The sequence below is a fragment of the Enterobacter sp. HMSC16D10 genome, assembly GCF_001807145.1.
Classification (GTDB): domain Bacteria; phylum Pseudomonadota; class Gammaproteobacteria; order Enterobacterales; family Enterobacteriaceae; genus Enterobacter; species Enterobacter roggenkampii.
Genome location: NZ_KV787878.1, coordinates 87098 through 105464, shown reverse-complemented (window position 1 = coordinate 105464; position 18367 = coordinate 87098). Strand labels below are relative to the sequence as shown.

The 18367-nt window shown below is 56.5% G+C and carries 23 protein-coding genes and 1 other annotated feature; of the genes, 7 read left to right on the top strand and 16 right to left on the bottom strand.

What is annotated here, in order from left to right:
• Positions 1–38: 38 nt before the first annotated feature.
• Positions 39–992 carry a bifunctional helix-turn-helix transcriptional regulator/GNAT family N-acetyltransferase gene (locus HMPREF3143_RS11435; RefSeq protein ID WP_069598429.1) on the top strand — a complete coding sequence of 318 codons (954 nt, stop codon included), beginning with the start codon at positions 39–41 and terminating at the stop codon, positions 990–992.
• A gap of 41 nt (positions 993–1033) precedes the next feature.
• Here HMPREF3143_RS11435 and HMPREF3143_RS11430 read toward each other — a convergent pair whose 3' ends face one another.
• Positions 1034–1330 (bottom strand): YciI family protein, encoded by a 297-nt coding sequence (locus HMPREF3143_RS11430; protein ID WP_008502794.1) that lies wholly within the window; start codon positions 1328–1330, stop codon positions 1034–1036.
• Positions 1331–1550: 220 nt separating this feature from the next.
• Between HMPREF3143_RS11430 and tonB the strand changes: the two genes are divergently transcribed.
• Positions 1551–2279: a TonB system transport protein TonB gene (gene tonB, locus HMPREF3143_RS11425; RefSeq protein WP_070533091.1), complete on the top strand. Its 729-nt coding sequence runs from the start codon at positions 1551–1553 to the stop codon at positions 2277–2279.
• Between the two features lie 38 nt (positions 2280–2317).
• Here the strand turns inward: tonB and yciA are convergent, their stop codons facing one another.
• The 4 genes from yciA to HMPREF3143_RS11405 all read right to left on the bottom strand — a co-directional run bounded on the left by yciA (position 2318) and on the right by HMPREF3143_RS11405 (position 4587).
• The gene (yciA, locus tag HMPREF3143_RS11420; protein ID WP_008502796.1) at positions 2318–2713 is read right to left on the bottom strand and encodes an acyl-CoA thioester hydrolase YciA; all 396 of its coding nucleotides are present in this window, start codon (positions 2711–2713) and stop codon (positions 2318–2320) included.
• A gap of 104 nt (positions 2714–2817) precedes the next feature.
• On the bottom strand, positions 2818–3357 hold the full coding sequence (locus HMPREF3143_RS11415) for a septation protein A (RefSeq protein WP_008502797.1): 540 nt from the start codon (positions 3355–3357) through the stop codon (positions 2818–2820).
• Positions 3358–3413: 56 nt separating this feature from the next.
• The gene (locus HMPREF3143_RS11410; protein WP_023292236.1) at positions 3414–4157 is read right to left on the bottom strand and encodes a YciC family protein; all 744 of its coding nucleotides are present in this window, start codon (positions 4155–4157) and stop codon (positions 3414–3416) included.
• A 25-nt stretch (positions 4158–4182) separates the two neighbouring features.
• Positions 4183–4587, bottom strand: coding sequence for a YkgJ family cysteine cluster protein (locus HMPREF3143_RS11405; RefSeq protein WP_070533090.1), 405 nt, complete (start codon positions 4585–4587; stop codon positions 4183–4185).
• Here HMPREF3143_RS11405 and HMPREF3143_RS25945 point away from each other — a divergent pair.
• On the top strand, positions 4480–4755 hold the full coding sequence (locus HMPREF3143_RS25945) for a hypothetical protein (protein WP_162790894.1): 276 nt from the start codon (positions 4480–4482) through the stop codon (positions 4753–4755). The genes HMPREF3143_RS11405 and HMPREF3143_RS25945 overlap by 108 nt on opposite strands.
• Positions 4756–4869: 114 nt before the next feature.
• Entirely contained in the window at positions 4870–5502 is a 633-nt protein-coding gene (gene ompW / locus HMPREF3143_RS11400) for an outer membrane protein OmpW (RefSeq protein WP_008502800.1), read from the top strand.
• 46 nt (positions 5503–5548) lie between these two features.
• Here ompW and HMPREF3143_RS24810 read toward each other — a convergent pair whose 3' ends face one another.
• The 9 genes from HMPREF3143_RS24810 to trpL all read right to left on the bottom strand — a co-directional run bounded on the left by HMPREF3143_RS24810 (position 5549) and on the right by trpL (position 14309).
• Positions 5549–5887: a hypothetical protein gene (locus tag HMPREF3143_RS24810; RefSeq protein WP_084832173.1), complete on the bottom strand. Its 339-nt coding sequence runs from the start codon at positions 5885–5887 to the stop codon at positions 5549–5551.
• Between the two features lie 126 nt (positions 5888–6013).
• Entirely contained in the window at positions 6014–6247 is a 234-nt protein-coding gene (yedF, locus tag HMPREF3143_RS11390) for a sulfurtransferase-like selenium metabolism protein YedF (RefSeq protein ID WP_070533086.1), read from the bottom strand.
• Positions 6244–7455, bottom strand: coding sequence for a selenium metabolism membrane protein YedE/FdhT (gene yedE / locus HMPREF3143_RS11385; RefSeq protein ID WP_070533084.1), 1212 nt, complete (start codon positions 7453–7455; stop codon positions 6244–6246). Before yedE ends, yedF begins: the two co-directional genes overlap by 4 nt.
• 181 nt (positions 7456–7636) lie before the next feature.
• Positions 7637–8446, bottom strand: a complete 810-nt coding sequence (gene trpA, locus HMPREF3143_RS11380; protein WP_070533082.1) for a tryptophan synthase subunit alpha — start codon at positions 8444–8446, stop codon at positions 7637–7639.
• The gene (trpB, locus tag HMPREF3143_RS11375) at positions 8446–9639 is read right to left on the bottom strand and encodes a tryptophan synthase subunit beta (RefSeq protein ID WP_008502804.1); all 1194 of its coding nucleotides are present in this window, start codon (positions 9637–9639) and stop codon (positions 8446–8448) included. The genes trpA and trpB overlap by 1 nt, the downstream gene beginning before the upstream one ends.
• Positions 9640–9649: 10 nt before the next feature.
• The gene (trpCF, locus tag HMPREF3143_RS11370) at positions 9650–11008 is read right to left on the bottom strand and encodes a bifunctional indole-3-glycerol-phosphate synthase TrpC/phosphoribosylanthranilate isomerase TrpF (protein ID WP_070533080.1); all 1359 of its coding nucleotides are present in this window, start codon (positions 11006–11008) and stop codon (positions 9650–9652) included.
• Between the two features lie 3 nt (positions 11009–11011).
• Complete coding sequence (gene trpD / locus HMPREF3143_RS11365) at positions 11012–12607, bottom strand: bifunctional anthranilate synthase glutamate amidotransferase component TrpG/anthranilate phosphoribosyltransferase TrpD (protein WP_008502806.1); 1596 nt, start codon at positions 12605–12607, stop codon at positions 11012–11014.
• A complete protein-coding gene (locus HMPREF3143_RS11360) occupies positions 12607–14169 on the bottom strand; it encodes an anthranilate synthase component 1 (protein ID WP_008502807.1) in 1563 nt (520 codons plus the stop codon). The genes trpD and HMPREF3143_RS11360 overlap by 1 nt, the downstream gene beginning before the upstream one ends.
• A 25-nt stretch (positions 14170–14194) precedes the next feature.
• Positions 14195–14288 (bottom strand) — a sequence feature (Trp leader region).
• On the bottom strand, positions 14265–14309 hold the full coding sequence (gene trpL / locus HMPREF3143_RS26465; protein WP_106993556.1) for a trp operon leader peptide: 45 nt from the start codon (positions 14307–14309) through the stop codon (positions 14265–14267). It overlaps the preceding feature by 24 nt.
• 139 nt (positions 14310–14448) lie before the next feature.
• On the opposite strand from trpL, the gene rnm reads away from it, so the two are divergent.
• The 3 genes from rnm to rluB all read left to right on the top strand — a co-directional run bounded on the left by rnm (position 14449) and on the right by rluB (position 16919).
• Complete coding sequence (rnm, locus tag HMPREF3143_RS11355; protein WP_032623059.1) at positions 14449–15330, top strand: RNase RNM; 882 nt, start codon at positions 14449–14451, stop codon at positions 15328–15330.
• On the top strand, positions 15327–15947 hold the full coding sequence (locus HMPREF3143_RS11350) for an L-threonylcarbamoyladenylate synthase (RefSeq protein ID WP_003856793.1): 621 nt from the start codon (positions 15327–15329) through the stop codon (positions 15945–15947). Before rnm ends, HMPREF3143_RS11350 begins: the two co-directional genes overlap by 4 nt.
• A 96-nt stretch (positions 15948–16043) precedes the next feature.
• Positions 16044–16919: a 23S rRNA pseudouridine(2605) synthase RluB gene (gene rluB / locus HMPREF3143_RS11345; protein ID WP_008502809.1), complete on the top strand. Its 876-nt coding sequence runs from the start codon at positions 16044–16046 to the stop codon at positions 16917–16919.
• A 35-nt stretch (positions 16920–16954) separates the two neighbouring features.
• Here the strand turns inward: rluB and cobO are convergent, their stop codons facing one another.
• Positions 16955–17545 (bottom strand): cob(I)yrinic acid a,c-diamide adenosyltransferase, encoded by a 591-nt coding sequence (cobO, locus tag HMPREF3143_RS11340; protein ID WP_008502810.1) that lies wholly within the window; start codon positions 17543–17545, stop codon positions 16955–16957.
• The gene (locus HMPREF3143_RS11335) at positions 17542–18303 is read right to left on the bottom strand and encodes a YciK family oxidoreductase (protein ID WP_008502811.1); all 762 of its coding nucleotides are present in this window, start codon (positions 18301–18303) and stop codon (positions 17542–17544) included. Before HMPREF3143_RS11335 ends, cobO begins: the two co-directional genes overlap by 4 nt.
• Positions 18304–18367 lie beyond the last annotated feature (64 nt).

Sequence of the window (18367 nt, the reverse complement as noted above, 5' to 3'; positions counted from 1 at the left end):
TTTAGTTGTATAGTGCAACTAAGTGGTGAGGACATAACATGCACAGCGAAACCCCGGTAGTCAGTGTTATTCGACGTTCCTCGCGCCTGATGGTGCGAGAGTTAGGTTTTATGGGTTCTACCCTGGCCTCAACGAATTATTCGCCTTCGGCCGTCCATACTCTGGTCGAAATTGCCCTACGAAAAGAGATGACGGCGAGTCAGCTGGTACAGCTGCTGGGCCTGGAAAAGTCCAGCGTCAGCCGGATGCTGGCTCGCCTGATTGCCGCAGGCGAACTCGAGGAGGTCATTTCTACCGAGGATGCGAGAGCAAAGAGCCTCAGGCTGACCGCGAAGGGTCACGAGACGGTCAGTAAAATTAATACCTTCAGCAATGAGCGCGTGGTCACAGCAATAAAACGTCTTGCTCCTGCCCAGCAGCAGACCATTTCTGAGGGGCTCTCCCTTTATGCCAACGCGCTGCTGGCGTGTCGGGAGGCGGGCAATGATATGCAGCCCGATGAGCTGAAGATAGTGCAGGGGTATATCCCGGGCATGATTGGCCGTATCGCGGAGATGCATGGCAGTTATTATTCGCGGGAGCATAATTTTGGTCGCTTCTTCGAGGCCAAAGTGGCTTCGGGGCTGGCTGAGTTTAGTGAAAGACTGGAGAAGCCCTGTAACCAGATTTGGCTGGCAGTGCTCAACGACAAAATTGTCGGCTCGGTGGCGATCGATGGCGAGGATCTGGCGCCGGGTGAAGCCCATCTTCGCTGGTTTATTCTTGATGATGGCTGCCGGGGGCACGGCGTGGGGAAAAAACTGCTGAATGAAGCGATGCGGTTCTGCGACAGCGCCGGTTTTTCAGCTGTGCACCTCTGGACGTTCAATAAGCTGACCGCCGCCAGGCGTCTGTACGAGTCGTATGGGTTTACGCTGGTAAAAGAGTGGGAAGGCGATCAGTGGGGGAGCCTTATTACAGAGCAGCAGTTTACCCGGCACAGCGGCGCGTAATCGCCATCCTAAAAAAGGCTCCTTTCGGAGCCGCTTTGGTATCAGAACACTTTTTTATACGGTCTCACCGTCACTTTTGCATACACGCCCGCTGCAACGTACGGGTCTGCGTCAGCCCAGGCCTGAGCGGCTTCCTGGGATTCAAACTCAGCAATGACCGTGGAGCCGGAGAAACCGGCAGCACCCGGATCGTTGCTGTCTACTGCAGGCATGGGGCCAGCGGTCAGTAATCGGCCTTCATCCTGAAGCAACTGCAAACGTGCCAGATGCGCAGGGCGCACAGACTGGCGTTTTTCGAGCGAATCAGCAACATCTTCAGAGTAAATCACGTAAAACACGGCGAAGCTCCTTAACCGGTAAAAGTGTCAGTTACGTTATGTGAAAGGGCAAACGACTGCAATGTAAAATAAAAACAATGTTAATACCCTGATCTGTATGCGCCTTTTTTGGCCTCTCGGGCGCTAAAATTGCGCCAGAGCAAAGTGTCTTATTGAATATGATTGCTATTTGCATTTAAAATCAGGGTTCGGTTTTTTAACGTTGATGACTATGACTTCGATGACCCTTGATTTACCTCGCCGCTTTCCCTGGCCGACGCTGCTTTCTGTCGTGATTCACGGTGCCGTTGTGGCGGGTCTGCTGTATACCTCGGTTCATCAGGTTATTGAAATGCCCGCGCCCGCGCAGCCGATCTCGGTGACGATGGTCTCGCCAGCGGATCTTGAACCGCCGCAGGTTGCCCCTCCGCCGCCACAGCCGGTGGCTGAACCGGAGCCAGAACCCGAGCCCGTTCCGGAGCCACCGAAGGAAGCCCCGGTGGTGATCCACAAACCTGAACCGAAGCCAAAACCTAAGCCGAAGCCAAAGCCAAAGCCGGTGAAGAAGGTCGAGGAGCGTCCGAAACGCGAGGAACGTCCGGTTGAACCGCGCGCGACCCAGCCGGTCGAAAATGCAGCGCCTTCACGTCCGGTGATGAACAATACGGCAACGACGTCAAAGCCAACCGTAACCGCGCCAGCGGGCCCGCGCGCCGTAAGCCGCAATCAGCCTCAGTATCCGGCGCGAGCTCAGGCCTTGCGTATTGAAGGGCGCGTACGGGTGAAATTTGACGTCACTGCGGATGGCCGCGTGGATAACGTGGAAATCTTGTCTGCGCAACCTTCTAATATGTTTGAGCGCGAAGTGAAATCTGCCATGCGCAGATGGCGCTATGAACCAGGCAAGCCGGGCAGCGGATTGATCGTCAATATTGTTTTCCGCCTGAACGGCGGGGCGCAGATGGAATAAAAAAAGCCTCCGAAAGGAGGCTTTTTTTTGCCTGTCGATCAGGCCTGTGGAAGTTGACGAGGTTTACCCTCGCTGTCCACGGCAACATAAATAAACAGCGCTTCAGTGGCCTTATAGCGTTGCCCAATCGGCTCAGAAGAGACTTTCTTCACCCAGACTTCGATGTTGATGGAAATGGAGGTATTACCGCGCTTCACGCAGCGCGCGTAGCAGCAAACCACATCACCCACCGCAACCGGGCGCAGGAAGGTCATGCCGTCCACTCTCACGGTGACCACGCGCCCGTGGGCAATCTCTTTTGCCAGAATTGCGCCGCCCATATCCATCTGCGACATCAGCCAGCCGCCAAAAATATCGCCATTGGCATTGGTGTCAGCGGGCATTGCCAGTGTGCGTAAAACCAGTTCGCCCTGAGGGGCGTTAGTTGTTGTCATTGTTTTAACTCGTAACGGAAGACTTCAGGCGGGATGCTACTATGATTCGCGTGCGGAGAGAATAGACCAGAACGCCCGTCGTTGACGTTCTGGTCAGTCAGTAATCAGTGGTTGTCGTCCTGGGGCATATGACGATAGATGTATACGCCGCTTAACAGCGTGAAGATAAGCGTCAGCGCGGTCAGGCCAAAGACCTTAAAGTTGACCCAGATATCCTGCGGCAGCCAGAAGGCAATATAGATGTTAGCGAGACCGCAAAGAATAAAGAAGATTGCCCAGGCGGTATTCAGACGCGACCAGACCACCTGCGGAAGCGTTAGTTCTTTACCTAACATGCTCTGGATAAGGGGTTTTTTCATGAACCATTGACTGAACAATAGCGCTGCTGCAAACAACGCATAAATAACAGTCACCTTCCACTTAATAAATTCAACATCATGCAAGGCAATGGTCAATCCACCGAACACCGCCACTAAAACGAACGTGATAAGCGCCATTTTTTCGACTTTGCGATAGCGAATCCAGCTGTAGATCAGCACAACGGCGGTCACGACGATTAACGCTTTTGTTGCAGCAAAAATGTCGTACAACTTATAGACAGCGAAAAACACCGCGAGCGGTAAAAAATCAAGAAACTGCTTCATTCTGTGATTCCATCTTCTGAGCGGGGCGGGAGACAGCGATGCCCCCCGCCTCGGGATTACTGACGAATTAACATGTACAGGCGGAACAGATAGACGAGCAGTACCGCTGAAATGAGATTGCTCAGCGTATTCGCCACCACGGCGCCGACGTTAGGCGTTAATACCGCAAAATTCGGTGCAAACAATAACAGCAGCGTTTTGGCCAGCAGCCAGCCGATCACGGCGGGCGCCACCAGACGCATATTAGCCCATGCCAGTCTGATGCTGCTGCGCATCGCGGTAAAAATTCCCATCTTATCCTGCACAACCATCACCGGCGCAAATGCGAGCACGATAGCCAGTAAAACGCCCGGCACCACGACCAGCATAATCCCCATTTGCACCAGCATCGTGGTTAAAAAGATCAGGATAAACAGCTTAGGTAAGACCGGTGCACTTGCACCAATCGCGCGTAAGGCGCTGACGCGGTGACCCGCCGATACCAGCTGAATCATCAGCAAAACGCCGCCCGCCAGAATTGCATTACCAATCAGGCCTGAGAACGTGGACGCGGCAGAGGCGCGCAGCAGGATTTGCTGCTGCTCCGGCGTCATATTTTGCACCAGCTCAAATAATCCCACGCTACCCGCAAGATGGTCGCCCTGGCTCAGGCTGGCAATCTGTTCTTCACTCGGTGAGAAGGCATGGCCCAGCACCACCGTGATAAAGGCGCAAAGCAACGCGATCAGTAAAAAGGTAATGAACTGATTGCGGAAAAAGTTTCCCGTGTCACGGTAGACAGACTTCGCCGTGATAGACATGCACTCTCCTTGAGTATTGCAGGTGTTAATTAGCCGGCAATTGTACAACGGATGCACCTGCTGTGGCAGCATCAAGGCTTGTATGGAAAAGCATATCTTTGTAAAGCGGCGGTAATCCAACCCGCGCGCGGGCGCGGTTACAGGCTTCGTTGACCTGGCCATCCTCCCCCGACATGGCAAATTCCCGGCACGGGCTGGGGCGATCCTCATAGATGGAACATCGGGTCGAGACCCCAGGCTCACCCTGGAGCGCCACACAGCGGGCCTGCTTTTGGTTCGTGCCGCTCATGCAGCGCAAAAAGGGGGTTAACGGCTCGGTAAGATGAACCGGAACGGTACCACCGCCATCGCTGGCTTCGGCCCAGTAGAAAGAGACTCGAAAATACGCACAACAGGCTCCGCACGTCATGCACGGGTTGATATCACTCATGGCACACCTGCAAAAGAAGAACGCATCAAATCAATTTGTGAGAGCGATAAATTATCCAGCCGCCAGAGGAAGAGCAAGAGGGGGAAAAGGGAAAATTTTGTAACCGTGAAATGCCAAAAATTGACATGGAAACAACTTATTGGTTTTGAGTGCGTAACAAAAAATTAATCCAGATCAATGAATGTTAAGTTACTGGTTTTAATGTGATCTGTGGCAGATCACTTATTACTCTTTTGTGAGTATATTCTCATCCGCGATTAAAACCACAACGATGGAGCGGATATGAAAAAATTAGCGGTGGCAGCCCTTGTATTAAGCAGTCTCTCTGGCGGCGCGTATGCACATGAAGCAGGCGAATTCTTTATTCGTGCCGGTTCGGCTACGGCTCGCCCAACTGAAGGTTCGGATAACGTGCTGGGAATGGGCGGTTTTAACGTCAGTAATAACACCCAGTTAGGTTTAACCTTCACCTATATGGCGACGGATAACGTGGGCGTTGAGCTTCTGGCCGCAACGCCGTTCCGTCATCGCGTGGGCCTGGGGCCAACCGGTGATATCGCCACGGTTCACCATTTACCGCCAACGCTGATGGCGCAGTGGTACTTCGGCGACTCAAGCAGCAAGGTGCGTCCATATATTGGCGCCGGTGTGAACTACACCACCTTCTTTGATGAGAAATTCAACGATACCGGTAAAGAGGCGGGTCTGACGGATCTCAGCCTGAAAGATTCGTGGGGCATGGCGGGGCAGGTTGGCCTGGATTATCTGATTAACCGCGACTGGCTGATCAACGCCTCGGTCTGGTATATGGATATTGATACGGACGTACGCTTCAAGGCGGGCGGTCAGCAGCAAAGTATCAGCACTCGTCTGGATCCGTGGGTGTTTATGTTCTCTGCGGGTTATCGTTTCTGATTCCCCGTCAAACTGGCCACAGGGTGGCCAGTTTGCTTTGCTCACGTCAAAACGACGGATAAACCGGCCGCTCATCGAGCTTTACGCAGTGCCTCAGGATCGTTTCCCCATCATATAAATAGCTGAAAGCGTCGCTGGATACGGAATGGAAGAGAATATCGCCGTTGGCAAACGGGATCATTTCGTTATCACCCGCACGTTTATGCCCCGCACCGGTTTCAAAATGGCCGCGCCACCGTTCCTGAGTGTGGTCATAAACGTGCAGAATAACCTCGACAAGTCCTCTTTGCGGACAATTAAGACGCAGGAAAGTAGAAGAGAAATTCAGGGACAGCGCGTGGAAGGGAATCAATAAAGCGAAGACCAGTAAAGCTCGTAAATACATCAAACCGCGAAAACCTCCTTCAAAAGGGAAATGAGATTTTACTTAAGTCATAAATAACGTTTTTGCTGTGGATCAAGATGTCTTATAATTCAATACGATAAAGGCCCCTGACGAGGCCCTTAGCGATCATCTTTGAATCAGATAGCGAATGGTTGGGCCATCCTGCTGGATATCCAGCACCGTATACCCGTGGTTTTTCGCATCCAGCGGTATGTTGTTGATGGACTGCGGGCAGTCGCTGACCACCTCCAGAATTTCACCTTTCTTAAGCTGCGGCAGCGCTTCAAGCGTAGCCACCGCCGGATATGGACAGGGCTCGCCAACCATATCCAGACGATAATCAGGCACGATCTCTTTCATGCTGCATTCTCCTGCGTTTCTGTTTTAACGCCCGCACGGCGGAAGAAACGTCTCTCCTGTGCGACGACCAGTAAAAAAGCGACCAACAGCAGCGCGTAGGTGACGAGCAGGCCGCCGAGAGGCCCGAAGGTATTCAGCAGGTTGACCTTATCCCAGCGGGTGGCCAGGACGGGAGACACGTCATTCCAGCAGTACGCCAGGATCGTCGAGCCAATCACATTGCCCAGACCCACCCACCAGTAGTGCACCTGGCCTTCGACGGCGCGATACATCCAGCCGGTTTCACACCCGCCAGCCAGCACGATCCCGAAGCCGAACAGCAGGCCGCCAATGACCGCGTTAGGACCGGCCCACATGATTTTCGGTTCGACGCCCAGTTGGACATAGCTGAAGATGCCGATGGCGCTGACCGCCATCCCGGCGATAATCGCTTTCGCCATCATCGTGCGCCCGGTGATCCACATATCGCGGAACGCGGAGGTAAAGCAGATCTGCGCGCGTTCAATGAGCAGACCAAAACCCACACCTAACAGCATCGCCAGACCGAGCTTAGGCTGGTTCAGGGCGGTGCAGAGCGCCCATGCCACCATGGCGAAAAAGACCAGCATTCCGAGGCGGAAACGGCGGCGGGCCTGAGAGGGCTTCTGGGTCAACGGAGACGCTGCGCTGACTTTTGTCATTTTCACTGGAATACGAAACATCGGCAGCAGGGTGAATTTTGCGCCAAAGTAAGAGCCGATGGCCGTGGCGACGGCAAAGAACCAGGCGTGAAGCGAAAACTGCGGGATCCCGGTAAAGAAGGCGGCAAGGTTACACCCCATCGCCAGACGCGCGCCGAAACCGGCAATCATGCCGCCGACAACCGCCTGCAAAATGCGGATCCGGCTTTTGGGCATACGCAACTTAACGTTATTTGCCCACAGCGCGGCCGCGAAACAGCCGCCGAACATGCCGATAATCATCATCCCGTCGATGCGGGTAAGCGGGGTGCCGTCCAGATGAATGAGTTTAAAGTAACCCCACTCTTCGGCATGCACGCCAGCGAGTTGCAGCAATTGACCACCCCAGCGGGTGAACTCGCCGGTCACGGCCCAGAAGGTGCCGGTAATGCCAAAATAATAAGTAGAGAGAATGCCTGCCGCGATAACGGCCGGAACGGGTGACCAGAACTTAACCAGGTAAGCCTGTTTGAAGGATTGCCATGACATGAATAAGCCTCTGAACTCAGAAGGATTAAAGATAAAAAAGAGTCCAGATCATACGCTCACACGACAGTTTGAAAAGCCATTCACACCGAAAATATCGATAGGATCAATTTTGACGTAATCCTTTGTTGAAGGCGGGGAAGAAAGGGTAACCGTCTGGCAAGGGTGCCAGACGGTGGAGGGGTCAGGCTTTACGCGTCGCCGCCTTCATGGCGGTCACAAACGCCTTCAGCTCGGCAAGCATCTGCTCGGGCTTGTCCACGTTCTTCTCGATGATCTTCACAATCGCAGAGCCGGAAATGGCACCTGCAGCCTTCGCGTCAATCGCCGCGGTGACCTGATCCGGAGAAGAGATCCCGAAGCCCTGTAGCGGCGGCGCGGCATGGTACTCGGCCAGCTTTTCCACCAGATGATGCAGCGGCAGGGCCGCTTTATTCTCGGCACCGGTCACGCCTGCGCGGGAGAGCAGGTAGATGTAACCGCGCCCGTAAGAGGCTATCTGGCGCAGCAGTGTGTCATCGGCGTTCGGCGGGCAGATGAAAATCGGGGCGACGTTGTGACGCATCGCCGCCTGGCGGAACGGCGCGGACTCCTCGACCGGCACGTCGGCGACCAGAACAGAGTCGACGCCCACGCGTGCGCACTCGGCGTAAAATTCATCGATACCGCGGTTGAACACGAGGTTGGCGTACATCAGCAGGCCAATCGGGATAGTGGGATGCTTCTGACGGATCGCTGCCAGCATTTCGAAGCACTGGGTTGGCGTCACGCGCGAAGCAAACGCGCGCAGCGTCGCATTCTGGATAGTCGGGCCATCCGCCAGCGGGTCAGAGAACGGGATCCCCAGCTCCAGCGCATCGGCACCGGCTTCAATCAGGGTGTCGATGATCTTCAGCGACTGTTCAGGGCCCGGATCGCCCAGGGTGACGAAGGGAACGAACGCGCCTTCCTGGCGGGATTTCAGTTCTGCAAATACGTTATCGTAGCGTTCCATCAGATTTCCCCTCGTGCTTTCAGAATATCGTGAACGGTGAAGATATCTTTGTCACCGCGTCCGGAAAGGTTGACCACCAGCAGCTGCTCTTTTTCCGGATTGTCTTTCATCATTTTCAGCGCATGGGCCAGAGCGTGTGAAGATTCCAGCGCCGGGATGATCCCTTCGCTGCGGCACAGCGTTTTGAACGCTTCCAGCGCTTCGTCATCGGTAATGGAGACATAGTCCGCACGACCGGTGCTGTTCAGATAGGCGTGCTGCGGTCCGACGGATGGGAAGTCGAGGCCAGCGGAGATAGAGTAAGACTCTTCAATCTGGCCTTCATCGGTCTGCATCATCGGTGATTTCATGCCGAAGTAGATCCCCACGCGGCCATGCTTCAGAGGCGCGCCGTGTTCACCCGATTCAATACCATGACCCGCAGGCTCGACGCCAATCAGACCCACGCGGGTGTCGTCGATAAAGTCTGCGAACATGCCGATGGCGTTTGACCCGCCGCCGACGCAGGCGATGACCGCATCCGGCAGACGACCCTCTTTTTCGAGGATCTGCGCTTTGGTCTCTTCCCCGATCATGCGCTGGAATTCACGCACGATGGTCGGGAACGGGTGCGGGCCCGCCGCGGTACCGAGCATATAGTGCGCGGTTTCGTAGCTGCCAGACCAGTCGCGCAGCGCTTCGTTACAGGCATCCTTCAGCGTCGCGGAGCCGCTGTGCACCGGGATCACTTCTGCACCCATCAGACGCATACGGAAGACGTTCGGAGACTGACGCTCAACGTCTTTCGCCCCCATATAGATGCGGCATTTCAGGCCGAGCAGGGCGCTGGCGAGCGCCGAGGCCACGCCGTGCTGGCCTGCGCCGGTTTCGGCGATGATTTCGGTTTTGCCCATACGCTTCGCAAGCAGCGCCTGGCCCAGCACCTGGTTAGTCTTGTGCGCGCCGCCGTGCAGCAGGTCTTCACGCTTAAGATACAGCGTAGTTTTCGTGCCTTCCGTCAGATTGCGGCATTTGGTCAGGGCCGTTGGGCGGCCTGCATAGTTTTTCAGCAGGTCGGTAAATTCCGCCTGAAATGCCGGATCCTTCTGCGCGCTCACAAACGCTTCTTCCAGCTGGCGCAGCGCGGGCATCAGGATTTGCGGGACGTACATCCCGCCGAACTCACCAAAATACGGGTTAAGTAATGTCGTCATCTTCTCTTCCTTAATATGCACGCAGAGTTTTAAAAACCGAGGCCAGTTTGCTGGCATCTTTACTACCCGGCTGGGACTCTACGCCTGAATTGAAATCGAGGCCTGCGCAGCCGGTTTTCGCGGCTTCTACACAGTTATCCGGGCTTAATCCGCCCGCCAGCAGAACGTTGTCCAGCTTTTCGCCGTTCAGCAGTGACCAGTCAAAACGCTGGCCGGTTCCGCCCTGACCGTTATCGAGAACGTATTTATCCACGTGGTTCAGGTTACGCGGGGGCAACGTATCGTCAACGCGTTGCGCTTTCCAGATCTGTACCTGCGGCGCCAGCGTGGCGCGCAGGGCATCGATATAGGCCTGATCTTCATCGCCGTGAAGCTGCACCGCGCTCAGGGATAACGCGTCGGCTTTTTCAACCACCTCGGCGATATCCGCATTGCGGAACACGCCAACATAGCTGAGTGGAGCCGCGGCGATGACCTTACGCGCCTGCTCTTCGCTGACCGCGCGAGGAGAGGAATCCACAAAAATCAGCCCGCCATAAATCGCTCCGGCTTCATACGCGGCCTGGGCGTCCTGTTCGCGGGTTAAACCGCAGACTTTGTTCTCACCCAGCAGCACGCGACGTACTGCCGCATTGAGATCGTCATGTTCCATCATGGCGGAGCCAATCAGGAAACCGTTGGCGAAGTGGCTCAGCTCGCGCACCTGGGCGTAGCTGTTAATGCCGGATTCGCTGATGACCGTGACGCCAGATCCCAGACGCGGCGCCAGCTGGCGCGTGCGGTTCAGGTCAATGGACAGGTCACGCAGATCGCGGTTGTTAATGCCGACCACTTTGGCTTCCAGCGCAATCGCGCGCTCCAGCTCCTCTTCGTTGCTCACTTCGGTCAGCACGCCCATTTTCAGGCTGTGCGCGACGGCAGAGAGCTGGCGGTACTGCTCGTCGTCAAGCACCGAGAGCATCAGCAGGCAGGCGTCGGCCTGGTAAAAACGCGCCAGCCAGATCTGATACGGGTCGATAATAAAGTCTTTGCACAGGATCGGCTGCGGCGCGATGCCGCTGACGATGGGCAGAAAATCGAAGCTGCCCTGAAAATATTTCTCATCCGTCAGCACGGAGATGGCTGAAGCATGATGCTTATAAATGCCGGCAATACGCGCCGGGTCGAAATCGTCACGAATAACGCCTTTGGACGGAGACGCTTTTTTGCACTCAAGAATAAACGCGGTGCGCGTACCCCGCAGGGCGTCATAGAAACGACGGCTGCTCGGGACGACGTCATTCTGGAAACTGGCAAGCGGCTGCTGTTGCTTGCGGGCTTCCACCCAGATGGCCTTATCGGCAACGATTTTGGCTAAAACGGTCTGCATTCTTTACCCTCTTGCCGCAAGTGCGGTAACGCGATCGTAAGCTGCACCGGAGCGCAGTACATCCAGAACTTTTTGAACGTTGGCCTTCAGGTCTTCCTCACCGTGCAAACGCATCAGCATGGCGACGTTGGCAGCAACGGCGGCCTCATGGGCGACCTCTCCTTTACCTTGTAATAAGCGCGTCAGAATGTCACGGTTTTCTTCTGGCGTACCGCCTGCCAGCGCTTCCTGGTGATACGGAGTTAAACCAAAGTCAGCGGCTTCGAGCTGGTAGCTCAGGATTTCACCGTCGCGCAGTTCGGCTACCAGCGTCGGGGCATGCAGAGACACTTCGTCCATTCCGCCGCTGTGCACCACGGCGGCACGCTGGTAACCCAGCACGCGCAGGGTCTCGGCAATCGGCAGGACCAGTTCCGGGCTGTAGACACCGATCAGCGCCAGCGGCGGATGGGCCGGGTTGATCAGCGGGCCGAGCACGTTAAACAGCGTGCGGGTTTTCAACTGCTGACGAACCGGCATTGCGTGGCGGAAACCGGTGTGATACTTCGGCGCAAACAGGAAGCATACGCCCAGGTCATCCAGCGCTTCACGGGAACGTTCGGCGTTCATATCGAGATTAATGCCGAATGCCGCGAGCAAATCAGACGAGCCCGACCGGCTGGACACGCTGCGGTTACCGTGTTTCGCCACCTTCAGGCCACACGCTGCGGCCACAAAGGCGCTGGCGGTTGAAATATTGATACTGTTGCTGCCGTCACCGCCGGTGCCGACGATATCGGCAAACGGATAGTCCGGGCGCGGGAACGGGGCGGCATTTTCCAGCAGGGCCGTGGCGGCACCGGCGATTTCCTGCGGGCTTTCGCCGCGGACCTTCATGCTCACCAGAGCGGCCGCCAGCTGCTCAGGCTTCAGCTCGCCGCGAACCACGGCGGAGAAGAGCTGGTGGCTCTCCTGCTGGCTCAGGGTTTGTGCCTGGTACAGTTTTTCCAGAATCGGCTGCAGGGTGTTGGTCTGCTCCAGCTTCTGTAACGCCCAGTCGAGGGTCTGCTCCAGCAGGCGGGCACCGTGGGAGGTCAGGATGGATTCCGGATGGAACTGCATCCCGCAGACGCGATCCGCGTCGTGACGTACCGCCATCACCATCCCTTCAAACGAGGCGTTGATCGTCAGCCCGGCGGGAATGTTGCTGCCGACCAGCGAGTGGTAGCGCGCGACCGGAAGCGGATTCGGCAGCCCGGCAAACATTGCCTGGCCGTCATGTTCAATGCTGGAGGCTTTACCGTGCAGGATCTCGCCCGCCTGGCCGACGTAACCGCCGTAGGCTTCCACGATTGCCTGGTGACCAAGGCAGATACCGATAATCGGCAGCTTGCCGCGCATGCGGGTTAGCAGTTCGGGCATACAGCCCGCTTCGCTCGGCGCGCCCGGCCCCGGGGAGAGCATCAGCACCGGGTTTTGCATGGTCGCCAGACGGTCAATCAGGGTCTGCGCCGGGACGTGGTTGCGGTAGATAACGACGTTGTGACCATTCGCACGCAGCTGATCTGCCAGGTTATAGGTAAAGGAGTCGATGTTATCGAGCAGCAGAATGTCAGCCATCAGAAAATCTCCTGTGCATGGTGTGCGGTAGCAATGGCGCGAAGGACCGCACGCGCTTTGCTGCGCGTTTCGTCAGCTTCAGACTGCGGAACGGAATCAAGAACAATCCCGGCACCCGCCTGGACGGTGGCAATACCGTCTTCGACATAGGCGGAGCGGATCACGATGCAGGTATCGAGGTCACCGTGGGCCGTAAAATAGCCCACCGCGCCGCCGTAGCTGCCGCGACGGCGTCCTTCGGCGGCGGCAATCAGCTGCATGGCACGTACTTTCGGCGCACCGCTCAGGGTGCCCATGTTCATGCAGGCGCGGTAGGCGTGCAGTACGTCGAGGTCGTGGCGCAGCTCGCCCACCACGCGGGAGACCAGGTGCATCACGAATGAATAGCGGTCGACTTTAGTCAGGTCCGCCACGTAGCGGCTGCCTGGGGTGCAAATACGAGCCAGATCGTTACGCGCCAGGTCAACCAGCATCAGGTGCTCGGAGAGCTCTTTATGGTCGGTGCGCATTTCCAGCTCGATGCGGCTGTCGAGATCGCGATCCAGCGAGCCGTCTGCGCGACGTCCGCGCGGACGGGTTCCGGCGATCGGGTAGATCTCAATCTGGCGGCTGGTGGCGTCATATTTCAGCGAACTTTCCGGCGAGGCGCCGAACAGCGTGAAGTCGTTGTCCTGCATAAAGAACATGTACGGGCTGGGGTTGCTCTTTTTCAGCACGTCGTAAGCGGCCAGCGGGGACGGGCAGGGCAGAGAGAAGCGACGGGAAGGCACGACCTGGAAAATTTCCCCGGCGCGAATCGCCTTTTGCATCTGGCGAACCACGGCACCGTACTGATCGTCGGTCTGGTTCACATCGCAGGTCATTTTTTCCACGCGCTGCACCGGTAGCGCAGGCGGCGCTTCCGTCATTTGCTGCTGCAGTTGGGCAATGCGGTGCTCCAGACGGGTTTTCTCAGCGCCAGAAGGCGTGAACAGGCTGGCCTGAATGCGGGTGTACTGTTTCTGATGGTCGATCACCAGCAGGGTTTCGGCCAGATAGAAACAGTAGTCCGGGCAGCGATTGCCCTGCTCGGTTTCCGGCAAATCTTCAAATCCCGCGACCAGGTCGTAAGCAAACAGCCCGCCAAAGAACATCGCTTCACGCTCATCGTGCGGAACGGTGACCAGGTTTTGCAGCAGGCGGAAGGCATCAAAGACGGACAGGGAACAGAGGCGCGCGTCTTCATCTAACAGTTGGCTAACCGGCGGGAAATGCAGAATGCGCATTTCCGGATGACGCTCGTTTTCGATGCCTGAAGGCAGGGCGGCATCCAGCAGCGGCAGCAGCGATGCGCCATTGTCTGACAAAGCCTTAATAGTGACAGTGTCACCTAAGGCGGTAATGCGCAACGCGCTGTCGACCAGCAGAAGGCTTTTCAGATCGTCCTTGCTGTCGATGTCCGCAGATTCCAGCAGCAGCGTTGCCGGGCGAGCCCCGCACACCTGATGAAACAGCGCGGTCGGGTTGTGGCGATAGGCCGCCTCGCAGGTCAGCAATTCGAGATGGGGTTTGGCTGTTTGCATGTTGGTGTTCTCATTTATTCTGTTCAAAAAAAAGCCCGCTGAGTAGCGGGCGGGTATCTGTTTGCATTTCGCAGACGCGTGACACTGCCCGAAGATCAGGAAGTACGCCACCAGCCGTGCAGAGTGAAATGTGCTGTCATTTTCAGATACCTTTCTCGTGTGAACTTTCGTACTAGTTAACTAGTTCGATGGCGTGTTGTCAACCCTTGATTTCAGAATTTCACGTTAAGTCGGTATCATGGCGGTTTCGGATGTCTTCAACCTGTTATGGGAAGTGCTTTGAGCGATACCACCTACGCGATTATTTATGATTTACACAGCCATACTCAGGCCTCTGATGGCCTGCTGACACCCGAAGCCCTGGTTCATCGTGCCGTTGAAATGCGCATCGGCACGCTGGCGATAACCGATCACGATACGACGGATGCCATTCCGGCAGCGCGCGCCGAGATTGCCCGCTGCGGGCTGGCACTCAATCTGGTGTCCGGCGTCGAGATTTCGACCGTCTGGGAAAACCATGAGATTCATATCGTTGGCCTGAACATCGATATAGACCATCCGGCACTTATTGACTTTTTGCAAGAACAAAAAACGCGCCGCAACCAGCGCGCAGAGATGATCGGCGAGCGTCTGGAAAAGGCACATATTCCTGGCGCGCTGGAAGGTGCGCAAAAGCTGGCGAACGGCGGGGCGGTTACGCGCGGTCATTTCGCCCGTTTTCTGGTAGAGGCGGGTAAAGCCACGACGATGGCGGATGTCTTTAAAAAGTATCTGGCGCGCGGGAAAACCGGATACGTTCCGCCACAGTGGTGTACAATAAAACAAGCTATTGATGTGATTCATCATTCTGGCGGTAAGGCCGTGCTGGCCCATCCGGGGCGGTATAATCTTTCTGCTAAATGGCTGAAAAGGCTGCTGGCGCACTTTGCCGAAAACGGTGGAGAGGCGATGGAAGTCGCCCAGTGTCAGCAGGCACCCAACGAGCGCGCGCAGCTCGCGACCTATGCCCGACAGTACGGCCTGCTTGGCTCACAGGGTTCTGATTTCCATCAGCCCTGCGCCTGGATCGAACTGGGGCGCAAGCTCTGGCTGCCCGCTGGCGTTGAGCCGGTCTGGCAGCTCTGGGAACAGCCGCAGCAAATTGAAGAGAGGGAAGTATGAGTCAGTTTTTCTATATCCATCCGGATAACCCGCAGCCACGCCTGATTAACCAGGCCGTGGAGATCGTCCGCAAAGGCGGCGTGATTGTCTACCCGACCGATTCCGGCTACGCGCTGGGCTGCAAAATTGAAGATAAAGGGGCGATGGAACGCATTTGCCGTATTCGCCAGCTGCCGGACGGCCATAACTTTACCCTGATGTGCCGCGATCTCTCTGAGCTGTCGACCTATGCTTATGTCGATAACGTGGCGTTTCGCCTGATTAAGAACAACACGCCGGGCAACTACACCTTCATCCTGAAAGGAACGAAAGAGGTGCCGCGCCGTCTGCTGCAGGAAAAGCGTAAGACTATCGGCATGCGCGTGCCGTCGAACCCGATTGCGCAGGCGCTGCTTGAAACCCTCGGCGAACCGATGCTGTCTACCTCGCTGATGCTGCCCGGCAGCGAGTTTACCGAATCCGATCCGGAAGAGATCAAAGATCGTCTGGAGAAGGTGGTCGAGCTGATTATTCACGGCGGTTATCTCGGCCAGCAGCCGACCACCGTGGTCGACTTAACCGAAGATGCACCGGAAGTGATTCGAGAAGGCGTGGGCGATGTAAAGCCTTTCTTGTAATGGTATAAGCAGATATACTACGCGGCCATCAAAGCAGGGCTCGGCCCTCTTTTGACCTGATTCGACGCCTGTGAAGGCGACACCTGAGGAAGCTCAATGAGCGAGAAGTTACAGAAAGTGCTGGCGCGTGCCGGCCACGGTTCACGCCGTGAAATCGAAGCCATTATTGAAGCGGGCCGCGTGAGTGTGGACGGTAAAATCGCCACGCTGGGTGACCGCGTAGAAATCGTACCGGGGCTGAAGATCCGCATCGACGGTCATCTTATCTCCGTGAAAGAGTCCGCTGAGCAGATCTGCCGCGTGCTGGCTTACTACAAGCCGGAAGGCGAGCTGTGTACCCGCAATGACCCGGAAGGTCGCCCGACGGTGTTTGACCGTCTGCCTAAACTGCGTGGCGCTCGCTGGATTGCCGTTGGCCGTCTGGACGTGAACACCTGCGGTCTGCTGCTGTTTACCACCGATGGTGAACTGGCAAACCGTCTGATGCATCCAAGCCGTGAAGTGGAACGTGAATACGCGGTGCGCGTGTTCGGCCAGGTTGATGAGAATAAACTGCGCGACCTGTCGCGTGGCGTTCAGCTGGAAGACGGTCCTGCGGCGTTCAAAACCATCAAATTTACCGGTGGGGAAGGCATCAACCAGTGGTATAACGTGACCCTGACCGAAGGCCGCAACCGCGAGGTGCGTCGTCTCTGGGAAGCGGTAGGCGTGCAGGTTAGCCGCCTGATCCGTGTCCGTTACGGCGACATCCTGCTGCCAAAAGGCCTGCCGCGTGGGGGTTATACCGAACTGGATCTGACCCAGACCAACTATCTGCGCGAGCTGGTCGGTCTGACGCCGGAAACCACCTCTAAAGTGGCGGTGGAAAAAGATCGTCGCCGCATGAAGGCGAATCAGATTCGCCGTGCGGTGAAGCGTCACAGCCAGGTGAGCAGCAACCGCCGCTCTGGCAGCCGTAATAACAACGGTTAATGTAAAAGCCCGGTGAAGATACCGGGCTTTATTCTTTAGTAATCAATCCCTATTTGCGCTTTGATGCCCGCATCAAACGCATGTTTAACCGGACGCAGCTCGCTGACGGTATCTGCCAGCTCCAGAATATCCCGATGACACCCGCGGCCCGTGATGATGACCGTCTGATGGGCGGGACGGTTTTTCAGGGCATTAAGCACGGCGTCCAGCGGCAAATAGTCGTAGGCGACCATATACGTGATCTCATCCAGCAGAACCATATTGAGTGAAGGATCGGCCAGCATTCTTTTAGCGTGCTCCCAGACGGCCAGACAGGCTGCGGTATCGGTTTCGCGGTTCTGAGTGTCCCACGTAAAGCCGGTCGCCATCACCTGGAACTCAACGCCATGAGGCTCAAGCAGATTACGCTCGCCGTTAGGCCACTCACCTTTAATAAACTGGATAACGCCGACCTTCTGACCGTGGCCGACGGCGCGTGTCGCCGTGCCGAATGCGGCCGTGGTTTTCCCTTTGCCGTTGCCGGTAAAGACGATGACGATCCCGCGCTCGTCCTGAGCGGCCGCGACGCGCGCATCAACCTGTTCCTTCAGACGCTGCTGGCGCTGCTGATGACGTTCTTCACTCATTGCGAGATTCCTGGTTTACGGCCCGGCTGGGCGTCAAAGGTCATCCCGGTTTTGCGGCGGCTGTCGTCGCCCATCAGCCAGAGATAGAGCGGCATAATGTCTGCCGGCGTTTTCAGCTTCTGCGGGTCTTCCGTCGGGAAGGCGCTGGCGCGCATTTTGGTGCGCGTACCGCCCGGGTTAATGCAGTTTACGCGCAGATGGCGACTCTGGTACTCCTCTGCCAACACCTGCATCATGCCCTCGGTTGCGAATTTTGATACGGCATAGGCACCCCAGTTTGCGCGCCCCTCACGGCCTACGCTGGAGGAGGTGAACACCAGTGAACCCGAATCCGATTTGAGTAATAAAGGAAGGAGTGCCTGGGTCAGGAAAAACGTCCCGTTGACGTTGACCTGCATGACCTCCTGCCAGATCTCGGGATCCTGTTCATCCATCGGGCGAACTTCGCCAAGCAAGCCGGCATTATGCAGTACGCCGTCCAGGCGCGGGTAATGGGTGCTGATGCGGTGAGCAAGCTCCTGACATGACGCGGGCGTGCAGGTGAGCAGATCGAGCGTGTACCAGCGAGCAGGAATACCCCCTGCGGCTTCAATCTCCTGCGCCACCCCTTTAAGTTTTTCTTCGTTGCGGCCGGTCAGGATGACGCTCGCGCCATACTCAGCGTAGGTCAGCGCCGCTTCACGGCCAATCCCGTCGCTGGCCCCAGTGACAAGAATGATGCGGTTCTGCAGCAGATTTTTTTGCGGTTGATAATGCAAGGTGACTCCTCGGCGCACGGTGACTTAAACACGCCTTCTTTTGTGACTTTTCGGCTTTATGCCC

Bases quoted from the DNA above. Each gene is read 5' to 3' on its own strand.
- yedE (WP_070533084.1), bottom strand. From the start codon at position 7,455: ATGTCATGGCAATCCTTCAAACAGGCTTACCTGGTTAAGTTCTGGTCA.
- HMPREF3143_RS11350 (WP_003856793.1), top strand. From the start codon at position 15,327: ATGAGTCAGTTTTTCTATATCCATCCGGATAACCCGCAGCCACGCCTG.
- ompW (WP_008502800.1), top strand. From the start codon at position 4,870: ATGAAAAAATTAGCGGTGGCAGCCCTTGTATTAAGCAGTCTCTCTGGC.
- HMPREF3143_RS11415 (WP_008502797.1), bottom strand. From the start codon at position 3,357: ATGAAGCAGTTTCTTGATTTTTTACCGCTCGCGGTGTTTTTCGCTGTC.
- HMPREF3143_RS11435 (WP_069598429.1), top strand. From the start codon at position 39: ATGCACAGCGAAACCCCGGTAGTCAGTGTTATTCGACGTTCCTCGCGC.
- HMPREF3143_RS11360 (WP_008502807.1), bottom strand. From the start codon at position 14,169: ATGCAAACAGCCAAACCCCATCTCGAATTGCTGACCTGCGAGGCGGCC.
- rluB (WP_008502809.1), top strand. From the start codon at position 16,044: ATGAGCGAGAAGTTACAGAAAGTGCTGGCGCGTGCCGGCCACGGTTCA.
- trpCF (WP_070533080.1), bottom strand. From the start codon at position 11,008: ATGCAGACCGTTTTAGCCAAAATCGTTGCCGATAAGGCCATCTGGGTG.
- HMPREF3143_RS25945 (WP_162790894.1), top strand. From the start codon at position 4,480: ATGAACCGGAACGGTACCACCGCCATCGCTGGCTTCGGCCCAGTAGAA.
- trpA (WP_070533082.1), bottom strand. From the start codon at position 8,446: ATGGAACGCTACGATAACGTATTTGCAGAACTGAAATCCCGCCAGGAA.
- HMPREF3143_RS11405 (WP_070533090.1), bottom strand. From the start codon at position 4,587: ATGAGTGATATCAACCCGTGCATGACGTGCGGAGCCTGTTGTGCGTAT.
- yedF (WP_070533086.1), bottom strand. From the start codon at position 6,247: ATGAAAGAGATCGTGCCTGATTATCGTCTGGATATGGTTGGCGAGCCC.
- cobO (WP_008502810.1), bottom strand. From the start codon at position 17,545: ATGAGTGAAGAACGTCATCAGCAGCGCCAGCAGCGTCTGAAGGAACAG.
- tonB (WP_070533091.1), top strand. From the start codon at position 1,551: ATGACCCTTGATTTACCTCGCCGCTTTCCCTGGCCGACGCTGCTTTCT.
- trpD (WP_008502806.1), bottom strand. From the start codon at position 12,607: ATGGCTGACATTCTGCTGCTCGATAACATCGACTCCTTTACCTATAAC.
- yciA (WP_008502796.1), bottom strand. From the start codon at position 2,713: ATGACAACAACTAACGCCCCTCAGGGCGAACTGGTTTTACGCACACTG.
- trpB (WP_008502804.1), bottom strand. From the start codon at position 9,639: ATGACGACATTACTTAACCCGTATTTTGGTGAGTTCGGCGGGATGTAC.
- HMPREF3143_RS24810 (WP_084832173.1), bottom strand. From the start codon at position 5,887: ATGTATTTACGAGCTTTACTGGTCTTCGCTTTATTGATTCCCTTCCAC.
- HMPREF3143_RS11410 (WP_023292236.1), bottom strand. From the start codon at position 4,157: ATGTCTATCACGGCGAAGTCTGTCTACCGTGACACGGGAAACTTTTTC.